The sequence below is a fragment of the Gaetbulibacter jejuensis genome, from assembly GCF_039524015.1.
GTDB classification, from domain to species: Bacteria; Bacteroidota; Bacteroidia; order Flavobacteriales; family Flavobacteriaceae; genus Gaetbulibacter_B; species Gaetbulibacter_B jejuensis.
In genome coordinates this window covers 328,779-345,394 of the sequence record NZ_BAAAGF010000004.1, presented here as the reverse complement: position 1 = coordinate 345,394, position 16,616 = coordinate 328,779, and the positions used below count along the sequence as shown (strand labels likewise).

Here is a 16,616-nt window from a genome sequence, read left to right as displayed (position 1 = left end):
TAGGTTATATTGTTTATTGGAATATTAGTGTATCTTTGCCGCTTGAAACGCAAAAAGATGCGTTGTAAATTCCTCAAGGTGAGGATGTGTTACCAAGAAGTTTCAGGTTAAGTATGTCGATTCGCTTCTGTTGTAACACTACATAACATAATCGAATACTTACAAAAAACGAATGAGCACATTCCAAGATTTAGGTCTTAATGACGACCTATTACAAGCTATTACTGATATGGGTTTTAAAACCCCTAGTGATGTACAAGCACAAGCAATCCCTATTTTATTACAAGAAGAACGTGATTTAGTAGCACTAGCACAAACAGGAACAGGTAAAACCGCAGCATTTGGTTTTCCTATGTTACAAAAAATTGATATTGAAAGTAGAACCACTCAAGGGTTAATACTTTCTCCTACTCGCGAACTTTGTTTACAAATTGCAAACGAATTAAACCTATATGGTAAATACTGTAAAGGATTAAATGTTGTTGCCATTTATGGAGGAGCAAGCATTACTGACCAAGCTAAATCGGTAAAAAAAGGAGCACAAATTATTGTAGCAACTCCTGGTCGTATGAAAGACATGATTAGCCGAAATATGGTTGATATTTCTAAAATTGAATATTCAGTTTTAGATGAAGCTGATGAGATGTTAAATATGGGATTCTATGAAGATATCACTGACATTTTATCGCACACACCAAAAGATAAAAGCACTTGGTTGTTTTCGGCTACAATGCCAAAAGAAGTAGCTACTATTGCTAAAAAGTTTATGCATAGTCCTATAGAAATTACCGTAGGAAGCAAAAACGTTGGTAGTGACCAAGTATCTCACGAATACTATTTAGTGAATTCAAGAGATAGATACGCTGCCTTAAAAAGACTAGCTGATGCTAATCCTGACATTTTCTCGGTAGTATTTTGTAGAACAAAGCGCGACACTCAAAAAGTTGCTGAAAAACTTATTGAAGATGGTTATAATGCTGGAGCACTTCATGGTGATTTAAGCCAAAACCAACGTGACTTGGTTATGAAATCGTTTAGAAACAATCAAATACAAATGCTTGTCGCTACTGATGTAGCTGCTCGTGGTATTGACGTTGACGACATTACACACGTTATCAACTACCAGTTACCTGACGAAATTGAGACCTACACACACAGAAGTGGTCGTACAGGTCGTGCAGGAAAAACTGGAGTATCAATGGTAATTGTTTCTAAAAGTGAATTAAGAAAAATAAAAAGCATTGAACGCATCATTAAAAAGAACTTTGAGCAAAAAGAAATTCCTAGCGGAATGGAAATTTGCGAAGTACAATTAATGTCGCTAGCCAATAAAGTCCACAATACTGAAATCAATCATGAAATTGATGAATACCTTGAAAACATCAATCAATTGTTTGAAGACACTACCAAAGACGAACTGATTAAAAAATTCTTTTCAGTAGAGTTTACACGTTTCTTTAATTACTATCAAAAAGCCAGCGACCTTAATGTTTCTGCTCAACATAGTAGCGAACGCGATAGTAGTAATGATGGCAACTCTACACGTTACTTTATAAACGTAGGTAAAAAAGATGGCTATGACTGGATGAGTTTAAAAGATTTCTTAAAAGAAGTTTTAGAACTTGGTAGAGACGATGTCTTTAAAGTAGATGTAAAAGACAGTTTTTCATTTTTTAATACTGAAAAAGCATTACAAGAGAAAGTATTATCATTTTTTACCGACTTTAAATACAACGGACGTTTTGTAAATGTTGAAGTATCTGAAGACAAAGGACGAGGCACTAGCAGACGCAAAAGACGTCGTGATGGTGGTGGAAAAAGCAGACGTAGCGACAAACCAAGATCAGAAAGACGCTCAGGTTTTAATAACGATTCAGGAAACAGAAGTAGCAGAAGAAAATCTGAAGGGAAATCAAGACGTTCAGAGAGTTCAGGAAGCGGCAAAATGTCATCACGTCCAAGACGATCAAGACGTTAATGGTTTTAAACCTTCTTGTTAATTTTTAGTCAAAATTTTTAAGTATAATCTTATAAATGTTTTTTGTTTAGTACTTTTATATCATAAATGATTGCTATGAGGTATTATTATATCACTATTTTACTCTTTTTATTTACAACTCTAGGATTTTCGCAAGACCCTACTACAGTTAAAGGAACTGTTGTAAGTTCTAGTACTGGTGGTATTTTAGAAAGTGTAAATATTGTTAACCTCAACCAAGTTGTTGGTACCTCAACCGATGACAAAGGTCGTTTTGAAATTAAAGCCGAAGCCAATGACACACTACACTTGTCATACTTAGGTTACAAGTCTATTAAAGTACGTGTTACTAACGACTGGATAAAATTTGGAGACACTCAAATTGAGTTAACCGAATTGGCATTAGCGCTTGAAGAGGTTGTAGTTAATCAATTACAACTTACTGGATATCTAGAAGTTGACATTAAACAAATGCCTATAAAAACCAATTATAGATATAGCATTTCAGGTTTACCAAATAAAGGTTATGAAGCAGGAAATAATTCACCTAACGCTGTAAACAAGGTGTTAGGTGCTATTTTTAATCCTGCTGATTTCTTATACAATATCTTCGGAAAAAAGCCTAAAGAACTTAGAAAGTTAAGGCAAATGAAAGAAGATGACGAAATTAGAAATAACTTAGCTAGTCGTTTTGATAGAGAAATGCTAACCGTATTGCTACAGGTTGACAAACACGATCTTGACGAAATTGTCAGCCATTGTAATTATTCCAAAGATTTTATTGAAACAGCAAACGACCTTCAAATCTTGGATGCTATTAGCGAATGCTATGAAGAATACAAGGTCTTAAACAGAAACAGACCTAGCAGGTTTTAATTCCACTTTTATCTTCTTGAATGTAGCGCAACTCTGTTGCCTTCAGTATCAATAAACGCTGCCATAAAACCATGTTCAGGAGAAATTTGGGTTTTTGGTTGATATAGTTTTCCACCAGCTGCTTCAATTCTGTCGAGTTCGTTTTGTACATCCTCACAAATAAAATAAACCAACGTTCCCTCTTGACTAGGAATGTATGTATCTTGTTTTATTAAAGTACCTGCTGCTCCTTCTTTTCCTTCTTCATAAGGAAACCACCCCATCAACATACCTCCAAAATCAACAATTTGAATATCAACCTTGAAAACAGCTTCATAAAACGCTTTGGCTCTATCCATATCATTTACTGGAATTTCGAACCAACCTACCATATTATGTTTCATACCAAAACTATTTACTTTCTAATATGTGTTTTAGACTTATTAAGCCTTCATCAAAATCCTTTCCTACTGCCTTTTCAAAATTGAAAAACAGCATAAACACATTAAACGGAATTGGGTTTTTCCCTTGAAATCCCCAAACTACTTTAGTTTCATTAGGATTAAGTTCTTCAACTGTGTAATAGCCTACAGATTGTGATTTCCATGGTTTAAAAAAACGCAACTGAACTTCTATTTTGTCATTTTCCTTTTGAATACTGATAAGCTCCTGCTCACCTGTTCCAACATCTTTATTACCTTCCCATTTAGAAATAAAACCAACCTCACCATCAGTTCCTATAAATTCTTGTTTCATGTTTGGGTCCTTCTTTTTCCAAGGCGACCAATCGTTTTGGTTTTTTATAAAGGTCAAATACTTAAAAACTTCGTCTTTTGGCGCATTTATAAGAATGCTTCGGTTAACATCATAAGCTTTTGGTGCAATTAATGCTAAAATAATTATCAAGGCAATTATACCTAGAATAACGTAAAGTGCTATTATCATCTTTTTTAGTTTAGTTAGTTCTTTTAAAGTTACAAAAATTATTGCTTTGAGTAATACCTTTCTACAATCTTATCGTAGCTTTTTATAGTTTTCTTAATCCAGTCCAAACGTTTTTCGAGCCTTTCAGTTTCTGTTAATTGCCAATTAATTTCTGTCTGTTTTAACTTTGTAGTAACATGCTGAAGGATAATTGCTGCTGACACTGAAATGTTTAAACTTTCAGTAAAACCACTCATTGGAATTTTTAAGTAGCAGTCTGCATTGTCTATTACTTCTTGCGATAACCCTTCGGTTTCCCTTCCGAAGAAAAAGCATGATTTTTTAGTAACATCAAACTCATGCAGTAAGCAATCGTTAGTATGTGGTGTGGTCGCCACAATTTGATAGCCTTTAGATTTCAAATCTTTAATACAATCTTTCACTGTATGGAATCGGTTTAAATCTACCCATTTTTGCGCTCCCATAGCAATTTCTCTATCTATTCGTTTAGAGTTAATTTCCTCAACAATGTTTACTTCTTGTATCCCAAACACATCGCAACTTCGTATAACTGCACTTGTGTTGTGAAGTTGATACACATCTTCAGTTGCAACCGTAAAATGTTTAGTTCGCTGTGACAGTACTTTATTAAAACGTGTTCTTCGGTTTTCGGTTAAGTAGGACTCTAAATAGTCTAAAAGTTTAATATCAATCATAAGTTCAAATATAATTTTAAAATAGTAATTTGCAGCTATGAAGCATATAGTTGTACTTACAGGAGCAGGAATGAGTGCCGAAAGTGGTATTAAAACCTTTAGAGATGCCGACGGTTTATGGGAAGGACACGATGTAATGGAAGTTGCGTCACCACAAGGCTTTGAGGCAAATCCGGAACTGGTTTTAGAGTTCTACAACCAAAGACGCAGACAATTGTTTGAAGTAAAACCCAATGCTGCTCATAAAGCTTTGGCAGATTTAGAATCTGAATACAAAGTGACTATAATAACACAAAATGTGGACGATTTACACGAACGTGCAGGCAGTTCAACCGTAGTTCATTTACATGGTGAATTATTAAAAGCTCGTAGCACTTTTGATGAAAATGATGTGGTTGAGTGGAAAACAGACCTTATCCTTGGAGATTTGTGCAACAAAGGACACCAAATGCGACCTCACATTGTGTGGTTTGGTGAAGCAGTTCCGATGATTGAAAAAGCAATTGCTATTTGTGAAACTGCTGATATTTTATTAATTATCGGTACTTCAATGCAAGTATATCCTGCAGCAAGCTTAATGCATTACGTAACACCTAATACACCTACATACTATATTGATCCAAAACCAAATTTAGATTCTTCAAAACAAGTTACTGTCATTTCAGAACCAGCTACAACAGGTATTAAAAAATGGATTGAATTATTATCGAAGTAAGCTAAAATGTCCCTTCAAGGTTCTAACCTCACCATTAAGTTTTATCATTTCTGCGATAAACCAATAATCGGTTTTTGGTAATTGTTTACCTTTAAAAGTTCCGTCCCAACCTATTCCACTTGGTTTTATACTTGTAATATGCTTTCCATAGCGGTCAAAAATATGTACTAAAGAACGTGAGCTGTAACTTTCACTAAACCCTTTTATATTCCAGGTTTGGTTATATAAATCGTCGTTAGGACTAAAAAACTTAGGAAACCCTAAAACATAAATTTCTAAAGCGGCTACTCCACAGCCATTTTTATCTCTAACAAATAAAATATGTTCACCTGGAGCAACTTGGTCGAAATAAGGTTCATCTTGATAATATACACTAGTGTTTAACCCATATTCATAATCTCCAACACCTAATCCTGAAGGATCGATAGTAATTGTATTGTTACTTGTAAAATCAGTAATTGTAATATCATCCATATCTAAATCAGCCACTGAAGATTCTAAAACCAAAAATGTAACAGGAGGTGAGCTACAGTTAAATCCTGAACTAGCTGTTGCTGAATACACTCCTCCTGAAGTCACCTCAACTGAAGTTAAGTTGCTTATTACTGTTCCGCTTTGGTCAGTCCATTCATATTGATAATTCCCATTTGGATTCACAATTTCTAATACTACTGGATCTCCATTAGAACAATACACTGTTTCTCCTTCAATTTCAAACTCAGGAATAGGATGTACAATCAATCTTAAATGTGGTCCAATACCAAAACAATCTCCATTATCATCGCTTTCAACTCTTACATATATGGTTTCTGAAAATGCTGTTTGATTTGTATAATTAGTTTGTGGAAGTATTTCATTTTGCTCTAGTTGAGCGTCATTTAAACTACTGTAGTAATGCACACTTAAATTTTGTCCTGAAGGAAACTGATCTAGAAAAACTTGAGATGCTTCAGATAAATTAAATGAAATAAACCCATCTGCTACATCATCATCACATTGCTCAATTGTATGCAAAAACCCATCTTGAAAAGACGTTGTAGACACTTCTAAATTGGCAGCTGCTACTTCATAACAACCATTACCTCCTTCAATACGAACGTAGACTGTTGCAGATTGTGCATTATTAAACGGAAAAGCAGCTTGTTGATTGATGTTAAACTCAGCATCGTTTTGCGTCAAGTGATAGGTAATATCAAAACCTGAACTATTATTGTTGGTCACTAAGTCATCAAGTTCGTTTAAGTTAAAATCTGTAAACCCATCAATAACACCATCTTCATCACAATTTTTTAATGTTACTGGACTTTGTACAGTAGGCAAACTATAAATAGTTGCTACAACAGGTACTTTATTCCCTTCTAAACATCCATCTACAGAAGCCATTGCTAAATAAGTTGTTGTTTCATTTAAAACTGGAGTCTCAAAAGTATCTCCAACTGATAACTGAGCTCCTGTATCAGCATCAAACCAAATTACTGCCCCTGATGATGCTGTAGCTTCTAACGTAACTGTTCCTGAACCACAATTAGAATCATCAGTAGTGCTTACAATTTCTGGAATAGTAATCATTGTACTTGCTGAAATATCAAGCATTGGGTCTCCAGGCATTCCACCATATTCTACGATATAACCTTTAGGCTCATAATCACCATCACTACCTCCATTTGGTAAATCATTCCACGAACCTGCAATACCCACATTAGGCGCTGTTACATGCGCATAATCTTCATTTCCTTGATTATTTGGTTCGTTCGTATTCCAAAAAGCAAAATTTGGTGTTGAACCATTTATCCCTCCATTCCAAAATACAGTTCCTTCTTCTGGTCCTGTTGCCCATTTCCAAACACCTTCGGTTTCAAAATCTGTTCCTCCTATCCATCCTGCTCCAGCAGCCTGTTCACCAGTTAATTGAGCTTCTTCTGTAGATGTGATTGTAGCCAAATACCCTTGCAAACCAAAATAGGTGCTATTTTCAGCAGCTTGTCTTGCATCAGTCCAGGTAATTCCTAAATCGGCTACATATTGATAATAGTGACCTGTAGAGGGTAAATAATTGGCATCACCAATGGTGAACGAAAAGTACTTTTCACCTGACACAGTATCAGATACACTTTCATAAACCACATCTAATACAGCCGCAATAAGATCAGTATAACTTACATTTACTCCTCCTACTCCACTTAATGTCAATTTACCTTGATTAGCATCCCAATTGGTTACAATGTTTGGATGTGTTCCTGTTAAAGATAATAGGTCATTACCTACATCATAACCTGTAGATATTTGTATGTAAACAGCTTCAATTTCTGTATCATCAGGATCGATAATGTCAAAATTTGTGACCACATTTATTTGGCTCAACGGACAATACATTTGGTTACCATCAGCTACAATTGTTGGTGGAACATTGGCTTGACCATATGTTAAAATAGCTTGAACACAAAAAATGATTAGAACTGAAATTTTTTTAGACATTAGTTAGCAATGGAAAGTTTGTGATTTGTAAATGTAGGAAAACATATCTCTTTTAGTGATATTTTAGTATAATAATCTGAAAAACTCCTCTAAATTCAATTAGTTTTAGTCTTTTTTGTTTTTTTCTTCAATCCATTTACTCATATACTTTGTGCTTTGTAAAGTATGGTGCATGAGCATTTGACCAGTGAAATTATTTTGACGACACTCTTTTAAGTGTTCAATTACATACTGAAGTTTCTTCTTAAATGTTTCAATATGATATTGCTTATCGAACCGCTTTTTGAGTACATTAAAACCTAAATTTTGCTGCTCTTGCCAAATTGCTTTATCACTATACATCCTAATTGCATACTCTACTATAGCATCTACATCTTCTGAATTAAGGGTATTCATATAACTAGATTCTAAAATACCTTCAGCTCCTATTGATGTGGTTACAAAAGGTGTACCGTTAAGCATAGCATCAAAAAACTTGCCTTTCAATCCTGCTCCAAACCGCAAAGGTGACAAACACACTTTTGCTTGTTGCATAACATCATTTACATCTTCGGCAAAGCCTTTAATTACAAATCCCTTATCATTGGTTTTAAACTGTTGCGCTTTGTTATTTTGATAGGCTCCATAAATGTGCATTTCAGCTTTTGGAAGTTTAGTTTTAATTTTCGACCAAATAGATTGGTATAAAAACTTTACCGAATCTAAATTTGGTGGATGTAAAAAATTACCAATGGTTATAAAGTGATTTCGGTCTTCAAACGCTGGTAATTTTTGTTTGCTTTCCTCAGCAATAGGCTCTATCAAAAAAGGCATGTAATGTAACAACTCAGTAGGAACACCAAACTCTTGGGTTAAGAGTTCCATTTCAGCTTCAGAAATTATCAAACTTACATCACAACGATAAATACTAGCTATTTCACGTTTTGAGGTATCGTTATGTAAATATTCAACATTAAATGGTGTATTGTCTTTTAAAGCTAATTCACGTCCTTTACGCAAACCGTGTACATCTTCGGTATCTAAAATTCGTATTGCCTTTGGGCATTGTTGTGCAACTCGCCAACCAAACTGTTCTTCGGTTAAAAACCTATCAAACAACACTATATCAGGCTGTAACTGAGAAATAAAATCATCAAACGTTGAGCTATTCAATTCAATAGTGCGCTCGTCTATTCCTAAGCTTTTTAAATTAAATGCGTTTTCAGTTTTTGATGTTGATGTCGCAAAAGTGACTGTATAATTTTCAGCTAAAAAAATTTGAATAAGTTGCATCATTCTGCTTCCAGCTGCAGAACTTTTGGGTTCAGGCCATACAAACCCAATTATTAATACTTTCATACTATCTCAAATCATTTTTAATGAGATTCAACGGCATAACTTTGTCTTACTTGTTTAGCCCAACCTATTAAATCTTTAATTTGCGTGTCAGTTAATTTAGCTTCAGGATGTCCCCAAGTATAAGATTCTAAAGGCATTTCTTTGTCCTCAACCATTTCAATAAGCTCTTCAAATTTATGGTCTTTTCGTTTAACGGAAAGGGTATCCCAATTTGAAACATTAAAGTGTCTTTTACCATTGTTAACATGCTCTGCCATCCAATAATTAACAGGTGTAATTTTACTATACCAAGGATAACGAGTTACATTACTGTGGCAATCCAAACACGCTTCTTTTAATATCAACTTCACATTATCAGAAGGGTTGGTTTCTTCATAAAAAGCATTTAAGGATACTAAATCGCCTTCATTTTTTTCTGGACCAAAAAATTGTGCTACAACAAAAATCAGCAATAAAACTAACAGAAGTTTTTTAAGTATTTTCATTTTTAGTTTAATTTAGAAACTTAAAAATAACAAAAACTTGACTACAGAACACCTATACAACGAGTTAAATTATGTTAATCACTCTCGCGAAAAGCGTTTGAAGTATGCTAATTTGGTGATTGACAACCCTAATTTGATTCCTAAGTTATTAGATATTTTATTTATGGTAGACGATAAAGTTTCCTGTCGTGCAGCTTGGGTTTTAGAATTTATGTGTGGCGAGCAACTAGAAGCCATAATACCTCATCTTGATGCGTTTACCAAAAATATGCACAAAGTACATCTTGACCCAGCAGTAAGACCTGTAGCTAAAATTTGTGAATACTTAACAAAAGCTTACTACTCTAAGCATGAAACTAAAATTAAAGCAGCTTTAACTCCCGAATATAAAGAACGAATTATTGAAGTGTGTTTTGATTATATGATAAATGACGAAAAAATTGCACCAAAAGCCTATGCTATGAATACCTTATTTTTATTAGGAACTGATTATAATTGGATACATCCTGAGTTGGCGCTTATTTTAGAACGTGATTTTCAAATGCAGAGTTCTGGTTTTAAAGCAAGAGCTAGACATATTTTAAAAAAGATAAAAAACTAGGTAGAAAAACTAAAGCTTCAAGCTTCGGTCTTCCAACGAAAAAAAGTATCTTTGCAACTTCAAAAAACAACACACTCATGCAGTTATCATCATTAAATGCCATCTCTCCAATTGATGGTCGTTACAGAAGTAAAGTTGAAGCCTTATCAAACTATTTTTCAGAAGAAGCTTTAATAAAGTATCGCGTACTAGTTGAGATTGAATATTTTATCGCTTTATGCGAAATTCCTTTACCACAATTAGAACGTTTTGACGCTAATTTATTTGATGATTTAAGAGCTATTTACAAAAACTTTACTGCTGATGATGCACTTAAAATAAAAACTATTGAAAGTGTTACAAACCATGATGTAAAAGCGGTTGAATATTTCATTAAAGAACAATTTGATGCTTTAAATATTTCGGAATACAAAGAGTTTATCCACTTTGGATTAACCTCTCAAGACATAAACAACACTGCAATTCCGTTGAGTATTAAAGAAGCGATGAATGATGTTTATGTGCCTGAATACTTTAAAGTACTTAATGAATTAAAATCACTTTCTAATGAGTGGAAAGCGGTATCAATGCTAGCAAGAACTCATGGTCAACCTGCTTCACCTACGCGTTTAGGCAAAGAAATTGAAGTGTTTGTTGTAAGATTAGAAGAGCAATTTAATTTATTGAACGATATACCAAGTGCTGCAAAGTTTGGTGGAGCAACAGGAAATTTCAACGCTCATAAAGTAGCTTATCCTACTATTGACTGGAAAGCTTTTGGAAGTAAGTTTGTGCAAGAAAAGTTAGGGTTACAACACTCTTTCCCTACTACTCAAATTGAACATTATGACCACATGGCTGCTTTGTTTGATTGTTTAAAGCGTATAAACACGATTATCATTGATTTAGACAGAGATATTTGGACCTACGTTTCGATGGACTATTTTAAACAAAAAATCAAAAAGGGTGAAGTTGGAAGTAGTGCAATGCCTCATAAGGTAAACCCAATAGATTTTGAAAACAGTGAAGGTAACCTTGGTATTGCTAATGCAGTTTTTGAGCATTTAGCTGCAAAACTGCCTTTATCTAGGCTACAAAGAGATTTAACTGATAGTACTGTTTTACGTAATGTTGGTGTTCCTTTTTCGCATACAATAATTGGTCTTAAAAGTACGTTGAAAGGGTTAAACAAATTGTTATTGAATGAAGCCAAATTTGCTGAAGACCTAGAAAACAATTGGGCTGTTGTAGCTGAGGCAATTCAAACTATTTTAAGAAGAGAAGCTTATCCTAATCCTTATGAAGCTTTAAAAGGATTAACAAGAACTAACGAAAAAATAACTCAAGACTCTATTTCAAATTTTATTGATACCTTAGAGGTTCCTAATTCTATAAAAGAAGAACTAAAACAAATTACACCAAGTAACTATACTGGAATTTAATTTAGCAAGTAAGTTACTGAACTTATCGTATGAGTAAAGATACACTAGCTTTAATATATGCCTCAGTATTAACTTTATGTTTTTTTGTGGCTGGCATTTTTAATGTACTAGATAATTTTATGATTAAAACCTTATTATTTATAGGGTTTGCACTTTTTACGGTGTATTTGGTGATTCACTTTTTAAAAGATATAGAAAACAAAAATCACCCTGAATAATACAAGGTGATTTTCTATTAACATTTTAAATAACTATCAGTTTATTTAAAAAAGTTTTTAAAACTTTCTAATTGGTCATTGTCTAAATCTGCTTGTTCCAAAACACCAGATAGTTTCATTAGTTTTCCAGCATTCATATCATCACCTAAAACTCTGGCAACAACAAATCCTTTATCTTTAGCATCACCAAATAAAATAAGCTCATCAATACTTGTTTCAGATTCACCAATAAATTTTATTACAAACTTTCCGTCTGAAGTATTTCCGCCTCTCATCAATTCTTCATACTTCTCATTTTTAAGAATCTCTTTTACTTTTTTAAGCTCCACCTCATAATCCTCTTTATTAGTCTCATTAATTTGGTATGCTAAAATATTAAGCTTATCAATAGATTCGTAAGCTTCTTTTTGATCGTCAGTAAGATTCTCAATTTCTTCAATATTAATAATACTTGCAGGCACATCTCCCGAGATAAATCCTGGATTTAACTCATTGTCTACAAAATAGGTTTGTAATGTTGGACCTTGGTTACAACTTACTATAGTTGTAACCAAAGCCATCAACATAATTGATTTTTTGATTGATGTTATCATTGGTTGATTAGTTTTTGTTAGCTTTCTTTAAGTGCTCTCCACCAGGTACATTCATATTGCTTGTTAACTTAGATATTTGACGTAAATCTATATCACCTGTTAACGATAATAAAACGGTTTCAATTTCTCTTTTCTTTCCGTTTATTTCAATGTCAGCACCTTTTGTTACTTCTTTTAACCCATTAATGAACATTAATAGCTCCTTAACATGGTTTTCATCTTTACCTTCTTTTACATAGAATTTTACTGTTTGGTCTCCATCTTTTATTCTCATTAATTCTTGTAAGCTAGAACCTTTTAGGTAAGATGTTACTGTTGCATTCATATCTTTTGAAACGGCTTCATCTCCTGTAGTAAATACTTTTAATCCTGTTATCTTTTTAGCCATTTCTAAAAATTGTTGTGCTTCTGGGTCATCTAAGTCTATGTTAATACCAGCAAGCATGCTAAACATTTTTTGGTTTACTATAACCGAAGTTACTCCTTCTTGATCTTCGTATTTATCAAAAATGCTTTGTCCGAAAGATACTATTGGCATCAAAGCCAAAACTGCAATTACAACTAATTTTTTCATTTTTTTCTGTTTTTCTAGTTTGTTTTAAAAATTTTGTTTGTCGATGTGTTGAACTCATTAATTAAGCTCATGTGGTCTACGCCTTTTTCTAAATTTTGAGACGCAAGTGTTAAAGCATTTAAGCTACTTGCTCCATCATTAAACTTAGATGATAAAAGACTTAGCGCTTCTTTGGTTTGATTGTAGGCCAACAATTGTTCTTCATTAAGGCTTCCCAATCCTTCCTCTTTATTGGTGAAGGTAAAAACCGACACCATAAGAACTGCTACTGCTGCGACAGAAATCCATTTATACAAATTTTTGTTTCTAGATTTTAATGGAACGTCTTTGGTAAACTGCTCTTGTTTTGTTACCTGAAAGTAATTAAACATGGCTTTGTAAGACTCTAAATGTGGAGCGACTTCCTCTTGTGCAAAATAGTGTTTTAAGTGTTGCTCTTCTTTTAAAGTAGTTTCTCCGTTTTCGTACTTTTCAAGTAATTTTTCTATGTTATTTAATACCATAACTATGTGTATTAGTTAATTTTTCTCTTATTGTTTTTCTTGCTCTTGAGAGTGCTACTCGTATGGCAGTTTCATTCATATCCAACACTTTTGCTATGTCTTCAAACTCATACTCTTCTATATCTCTCAGTTGCAAAATTATTTTTTGTTGTTCTGGTAGCTCTTCCATTATTTTAGACACCCAGTCTACACTATCATTAAGCTCTACCTGTTTTTGCAACGACACATTATTATCTTGATAGTTACTGTGTACTATCTTTAAATTTTGTGCCTGTTTGGATTTTAATCGGTCAAGGCAAAAATTCTTTGTCATGGTCATGGAAAAAGCTTCTACATTTTTATACTCAGAAATTTTTACTTTGTTTTTCCATAACTTTAGTAAGATCTCTTGAGTAGCGTCTTCAGCTTCCTCACTAGATACCAACAAGCGTTTTGCTAGCCTGTAAACCTTATCCTTAAAAGGCATTACTAATTTTATAAAATCAGTTTGTGTCATTTTGTTTGGTTAGTTAGACGGTTTTTATCCCGTTCTATCATTACGACGATACACTTTCAATTTTGTTACAATTAATTTTTAATTTACAATATTGTAAGTAAATTTAGAGTTTAATAGACATATATAGTATGTATGTTTTGAAAAAAGAATTATTATGAAAATTATGAGAACCCTACTAATTGCCATCATCTTTGGTAGTCTAACCACAAGTTGCTTTGAAGATAGAGATGACAATGTTATTTTATCAAGCAGTATACATGATTTTGTATGGAAAGGTATGAATGCTGTGTATTTGTATAAAGCTGAAATACCCGATTTGGCGAATGACAGATTTACAAGTAATGAAGAATATGGTAATTACTTAAATAGCTTTTCTTCACCCGAAGAACTCTTTGAAAGTTTAATTTATCAAAGACAAACAGTTGACAGGTTTAGTATTATAGTTGATGATTATATTGCTTTTGAGCAAGCATTAAGTGGAACAACTGTTAGTAACGGTATGGAGTTTGGACTTTTTCGTTTTACTGAAACTAGTAGTGAGATTTATGGCTATGTTAGATATGTAATGCCAAATACCTCAGCAGAATCACAAGGTATAAAACGGGGTGATATTTTCTATGGTGTTGATGGAACACAACTAACAATTGAGAATGCAAATAACTTATTAGGTTCATCTACAAATAGTTATTCAATAAATATTGGAGTATATAATGACAATGGAACACCTGAAGTAAATGATGATTCAGTTGACCAAACAACTGAAACAATAGAATTAATAAAAACACCTTATACTGAAAACCCAATACTAACACATAATATTCTAAACGTTGACGGAAATAATGTTGGGTATTTAATGTACAACTCATTTACGAGTACCAATCAATTTGATTCTGAATTAAACTCAGTTTTTGGGGAATTTCAATCTGCTAACATTACTGATTTGGTTTTAGATTTAAGATATAATGGTGGAGGCTCCGTTAATACAGCAATTTGGTTATCTTCAATGATTACTGGACAGTTTACTGGCGATCTCTTCATAAGAGAAGAATGGAATAATGAAATTCAAGCTCAAATTAATTCTAGTAATCCTGAGAGTTTATTAAATCCCTTTGTAGATGAAATGATCAAGTATAATAGTAATGGAGACATTGTTTTTCAAGAAAACATAAATCATTTAAATTTAAATAAAGTTTATATTCTAACAACAAGAAGCACTGCTTCAGCAAGTGAACTTATTATTAATGGATTAAACCCATATATTGATGTGGTACAAATTGGGGCCACAACAACTGGTAAATACCAAGCATCGACAACTATTTACGACTCTCCAGATTTAGGACGACAAAATGCTAATCCTAACCACACATATGCTCTACAACCTTTGATATTTAAATCAATTAACTCTGAAGGCTTTACAGATTATGATGCTGGATTCGTACCTCAAATTCAATTAAATGAAAATTTAGGTAATTTAGGTGTTCTAGGAGACATAAACGAGCCTCTTTTAGCTGCTGCTATTTTAGACATACAAGGTATTGGTAGGATTGGAAATTCAACTCAAAATGCCATAAACTTTTTTAAAGACAGTAATGACTTTATACCTTTTTCAAAAAATATGTACATAAATAAACCTTTAAACTTTTACTATTATGAAAACTAACACTATTCTTTTATTCATCCCTTTTTTTCTATTGATTCTTAATTGTTCAAATAATGATGATCAAATAACAATAGAACCAAAAGTTTTAACTCTTTTTGGAAATGATAAATCTATCCAAAGATTAACTGATTCTTTATCTTTTGACGATATCAAAAAGCTTGTTATTAATAGCTCACAAAAACCTGTTTTAAGAAGTGAGATTCTATGCTATCCCCCGAACTCAGACAACAAAGAAGAAAAAGTTCTTTTAAATTTTAATAACGAGTACAATCAAGATACTATATTTGAACAAAGAAGTTTTATAACCCATATAGGAGATCAATATATTAGTGGTGAAAATGATCCTGATGCTATAAAAGTAGTTAACCTTATAGGTGATGTACATTGTTTGGAAGCCTATCACCCAAATAAATATATTAATGTCATTTTTGACTCCTCAGTAAATACTAACTGGATTAATGCAACACAAAATGCTATACAGGCATGGAATAATGCAATTAATTTAAATCCTAATAACTCTCAAAATTCTATATTTAACTCGGATACACCTAACATATATTTCAGAATTGCTAGTCAAGAAAACATTAACGATTATGGCAATATAACCATAAGAATAGACCCTCCATCTGAATTCGCATCTAATCCAGCACCAATAGCCGCGGCTAATATGGGAAAATATTGGGATATTGGTGGCACTCAATCAAACCTATATGTACATTCTGTTGGTTCGTATATTAGAATTAATGCTTCATATTCAAATAGAAGCTTACAAGTTGCAACAACAAATATGGTTCATGAAATTGGACACTCTTTAGGTTTTAGACATTCAGATAATAGTCCTTCTAATATACAAGGTACAACTCAAAATGCTTACTCTGTAATGTATCAATATGCAAATACAAGTTGGAATACTAATGGATTTTTTCCAGAAGATTATATCGCTATTGATAAAATTTTTAATGTAGAAAATGAATGGATTTTTATGGATTGTGATTAATTAGAAAAAATAAAAACTAATTCTTACTTGATTTTTAGTCGCTATTTCGGTAAATGCTAATGATGGT

The 16,616-nt window shown here is 33.0% G+C and carries 18 protein-coding genes; 8 read left to right on the top strand and 10 right to left on the bottom strand.

The window, feature by feature from the left end:
* The first annotated feature begins 172 nt into the window (after positions 1-172).
* Together ABD011_RS13620 and ABD011_RS13615 are read left to right on the top strand one after the other, a co-directional pair.
* Positions 173-1,978 (top strand): DEAD/DEAH box helicase, encoded by a 1,806-nt coding sequence (locus ABD011_RS13620; RefSeq protein WP_343799109.1) that lies wholly within the window; start codon positions 173-175, stop codon positions 1,976-1,978.
* Between the two features lie 96 nt (positions 1,979-2,074).
* Entirely contained in the window at positions 2,075-2,854 is a 780-nt protein-coding gene (locus ABD011_RS13615) for a carboxypeptidase-like regulatory domain-containing protein (protein WP_129761335.1), read from the top strand.
* Between the two features lie 8 nt (positions 2,855-2,862).
* Here ABD011_RS13615 and ABD011_RS13610 read toward each other — a convergent pair whose 3' ends face one another.
* The 3 genes from ABD011_RS13610 to ABD011_RS13600 are packed head-to-tail and all read right to left on the bottom strand — an operon-like array spanning position 2,863 to position 4,473.
* Positions 2,863-3,237 carry a VOC family protein gene (locus ABD011_RS13610; RefSeq protein ID WP_343799107.1) on the bottom strand — a complete coding sequence of 125 codons (375 nt, stop codon included), beginning with the start codon at positions 3,235-3,237 and terminating at the stop codon, positions 2,863-2,865.
* A gap of 7 nt (positions 3,238-3,244) precedes the next feature.
* A complete protein-coding gene (locus tag ABD011_RS13605) occupies positions 3,245-3,778 on the bottom strand; it encodes an SRPBCC family protein (RefSeq protein ID WP_343799105.1) in 534 nt (177 codons plus the stop codon).
* A gap of 38 nt (positions 3,779-3,816) precedes the next feature.
* Complete coding sequence (locus ABD011_RS13600; RefSeq protein ID WP_343799103.1) at positions 3,817-4,473, bottom strand: TrmH family RNA methyltransferase; 657 nt, start codon at positions 4,471-4,473, stop codon at positions 3,817-3,819.
* A 37-nt stretch (positions 4,474-4,510) separates the two neighbouring features.
* Here ABD011_RS13600 and ABD011_RS13595 point away from each other — a divergent pair, with 37 nt between their 5' ends.
* Positions 4,511-5,188, top strand: coding sequence for an SIR2 family NAD-dependent protein deacylase (locus ABD011_RS13595; RefSeq protein ID WP_343799101.1), 678 nt, complete (start codon positions 4,511-4,513; stop codon positions 5,186-5,188).
* Here the strand turns inward: ABD011_RS13595 and ABD011_RS13590 are convergent.
* The 3 genes from ABD011_RS13590 to ABD011_RS13580 all read right to left on the bottom strand — a co-directional run bounded on the left by ABD011_RS13590 (position 5,177) and on the right by ABD011_RS13580 (position 9,486).
* A complete protein-coding gene (locus ABD011_RS13590) occupies positions 5,177-7,663 on the bottom strand; it encodes a T9SS type B sorting domain-containing protein (protein WP_343799099.1) in 2,487 nt (828 codons plus the stop codon). The two genes, ABD011_RS13595 and ABD011_RS13590, sit on opposite strands and share 12 nt — an antisense overlap.
* 105 nt (positions 7,664-7,768) lie before the next feature.
* Positions 7,769-9,001, bottom strand: coding sequence for a glycosyltransferase family 4 protein (locus tag ABD011_RS13585; protein WP_343799097.1), 1,233 nt, complete (start codon positions 8,999-9,001; stop codon positions 7,769-7,771).
* A 17-nt stretch (positions 9,002-9,018) separates the two neighbouring features.
* Positions 9,019-9,486: a heme-binding domain-containing protein gene (locus tag ABD011_RS13580; protein WP_343799095.1), complete on the bottom strand. Its 468-nt coding sequence runs from the start codon at positions 9,484-9,486 to the stop codon at positions 9,019-9,021.
* 37 nt (positions 9,487-9,523) lie between these two features.
* Between ABD011_RS13580 and ABD011_RS13575 the strand changes: the two genes are divergently transcribed.
* The 3 genes from ABD011_RS13575 (at position 9,524) to ABD011_RS13565 (ending at position 11,726) form a co-directional block, all read left to right on the top strand.
* Positions 9,524-10,087 (top strand): adenylosuccinate lyase, encoded by a 564-nt coding sequence (locus ABD011_RS13575; protein ID WP_343799093.1) that lies wholly within the window; start codon positions 9,524-9,526, stop codon positions 10,085-10,087.
* A 77-nt stretch (positions 10,088-10,164) separates the two neighbouring features.
* Positions 10,165-11,508: an adenylosuccinate lyase gene (gene purB / locus ABD011_RS13570; protein WP_343799091.1), complete on the top strand. Its 1,344-nt coding sequence runs from the start codon at positions 10,165-10,167 to the stop codon at positions 11,506-11,508.
* 29 nt (positions 11,509-11,537) lie between these two features.
* On the top strand, positions 11,538-11,726 hold the full coding sequence (locus ABD011_RS13565) for a hypothetical protein (protein ID WP_343799089.1): 189 nt from the start codon (positions 11,538-11,540) through the stop codon (positions 11,724-11,726).
* A 41-nt stretch (positions 11,727-11,767) separates the two neighbouring features.
* On the opposite strand, the gene ABD011_RS13560 is transcribed toward ABD011_RS13565, so the two are convergent.
* From ABD011_RS13560 to ABD011_RS13545, 4 genes are read right to left on the bottom strand one after another with little or no spacing between them, the layout of a single operon-like run.
* Positions 11,768-12,319, bottom strand: coding sequence for a DUF4252 domain-containing protein (locus ABD011_RS13560; protein WP_343799087.1), 552 nt, complete (start codon positions 12,317-12,319; stop codon positions 11,768-11,770).
* Positions 12,320-12,326: 7 nt separating this feature from the next.
* Positions 12,327-12,893 carry a DUF4252 domain-containing protein gene (locus tag ABD011_RS13555; protein WP_129761323.1) on the bottom strand — a complete coding sequence of 189 codons (567 nt, stop codon included), beginning with the start codon at positions 12,891-12,893 and terminating at the stop codon, positions 12,327-12,329.
* Between the two features lie 14 nt (positions 12,894-12,907).
* Entirely contained in the window at positions 12,908-13,396 is a 489-nt protein-coding gene (locus tag ABD011_RS13550) for a hypothetical protein (RefSeq protein WP_129761322.1), read from the bottom strand.
* Positions 13,383-13,892, bottom strand: a complete 510-nt coding sequence (locus tag ABD011_RS13545; RefSeq protein ID WP_343799085.1) for an RNA polymerase sigma factor — start codon at positions 13,890-13,892, stop codon at positions 13,383-13,385. Before ABD011_RS13545 ends, ABD011_RS13550 begins: the two co-directional genes overlap by 14 nt.
* A gap of 163 nt (positions 13,893-14,055) precedes the next feature.
* On the opposite strand from ABD011_RS13545, the gene ABD011_RS13540 reads away from it, so the two are divergent.
* Positions 14,056-15,552, top strand: a complete 1,497-nt coding sequence (locus ABD011_RS13540) for a S41 family peptidase (RefSeq protein ID WP_343799083.1) — start codon at positions 14,056-14,058, stop codon at positions 15,550-15,552.
* Positions 15,542-16,549: a M57 family metalloprotease gene (locus ABD011_RS13535; protein ID WP_343799081.1), complete on the top strand. Its 1,008-nt coding sequence runs from the start codon at positions 15,542-15,544 to the stop codon at positions 16,547-16,549. The genes ABD011_RS13540 and ABD011_RS13535 overlap by 11 nt, the downstream gene beginning before the upstream one ends.
* Positions 16,550-16,616 lie beyond the last annotated feature (67 nt).

Bases quoted from the DNA above. Each gene is read 5' to 3' on its own strand.
- ABD011_RS13620 (WP_343799109.1), top strand. From the start codon at position 173: ATGAGCACATTCCAAGATTTAGGTCTTAATGACGACCTATTACAAGCT.
- ABD011_RS13615 (WP_129761335.1), top strand. From the start codon at position 2,075: ATGAGGTATTATTATATCACTATTTTACTCTTTTTATTTACAACTCTA.
- ABD011_RS13610 (WP_343799107.1), bottom strand. From the start codon at position 3,237: ATGAAACATAATATGGTAGGTTGGTTCGAAATTCCAGTAAATGATATG.
- ABD011_RS13605 (WP_343799105.1), bottom strand. From the start codon at position 3,778: ATGATAATAGCACTTTACGTTATTCTAGGTATAATTGCCTTGATAATT.
- ABD011_RS13600 (WP_343799103.1), bottom strand. From the start codon at position 4,473: ATGATTGATATTAAACTTTTAGACTATTTAGAGTCCTACTTAACCGAA.
- ABD011_RS13595 (WP_343799101.1), top strand. From the start codon at position 4,511: ATGAAGCATATAGTTGTACTTACAGGAGCAGGAATGAGTGCCGAAAGT.
- ABD011_RS13590 (WP_343799099.1), bottom strand. From the start codon at position 7,663: ATGTCTAAAAAAATTTCAGTTCTAATCATTTTTTGTGTTCAAGCTATT.
- ABD011_RS13585 (WP_343799097.1), bottom strand. From the start codon at position 9,001: ATGAAAGTATTAATAATTGGGTTTGTATGGCCTGAACCCAAAAGTTCT.
- ABD011_RS13580 (WP_343799095.1), bottom strand. From the start codon at position 9,486: ATGAAAATACTTAAAAAACTTCTGTTAGTTTTATTGCTGATTTTTGTT.
- purB (WP_343799091.1), top strand. From the start codon at position 10,165: ATGCAGTTATCATCATTAAATGCCATCTCTCCAATTGATGGTCGTTAC.
- ABD011_RS13565 (WP_343799089.1), top strand. From the start codon at position 11,538: ATGAGTAAAGATACACTAGCTTTAATATATGCCTCAGTATTAACTTTA.
- ABD011_RS13560 (WP_343799087.1), bottom strand. From the start codon at position 12,319: ATGATAACATCAATCAAAAAATCAATTATGTTGATGGCTTTGGTTACA.
- ABD011_RS13555 (WP_129761323.1), bottom strand. From the start codon at position 12,893: ATGAAAAAATTAGTTGTAATTGCAGTTTTGGCTTTGATGCCAATAGTA.
- ABD011_RS13550 (WP_129761322.1), bottom strand. From the start codon at position 13,396: ATGGTATTAAATAACATAGAAAAATTACTTGAAAAGTACGAAAACGGA.
- ABD011_RS13545 (WP_343799085.1), bottom strand. From the start codon at position 13,892: ATGACACAAACTGATTTTATAAAATTAGTAATGCCTTTTAAGGATAAG.
- ABD011_RS13540 (WP_343799083.1), top strand. From the start codon at position 14,056: ATGAGAACCCTACTAATTGCCATCATCTTTGGTAGTCTAACCACAAGT.
- ABD011_RS13535 (WP_343799081.1), top strand. From the start codon at position 15,542: ATGAAAACTAACACTATTCTTTTATTCATCCCTTTTTTTCTATTGATT.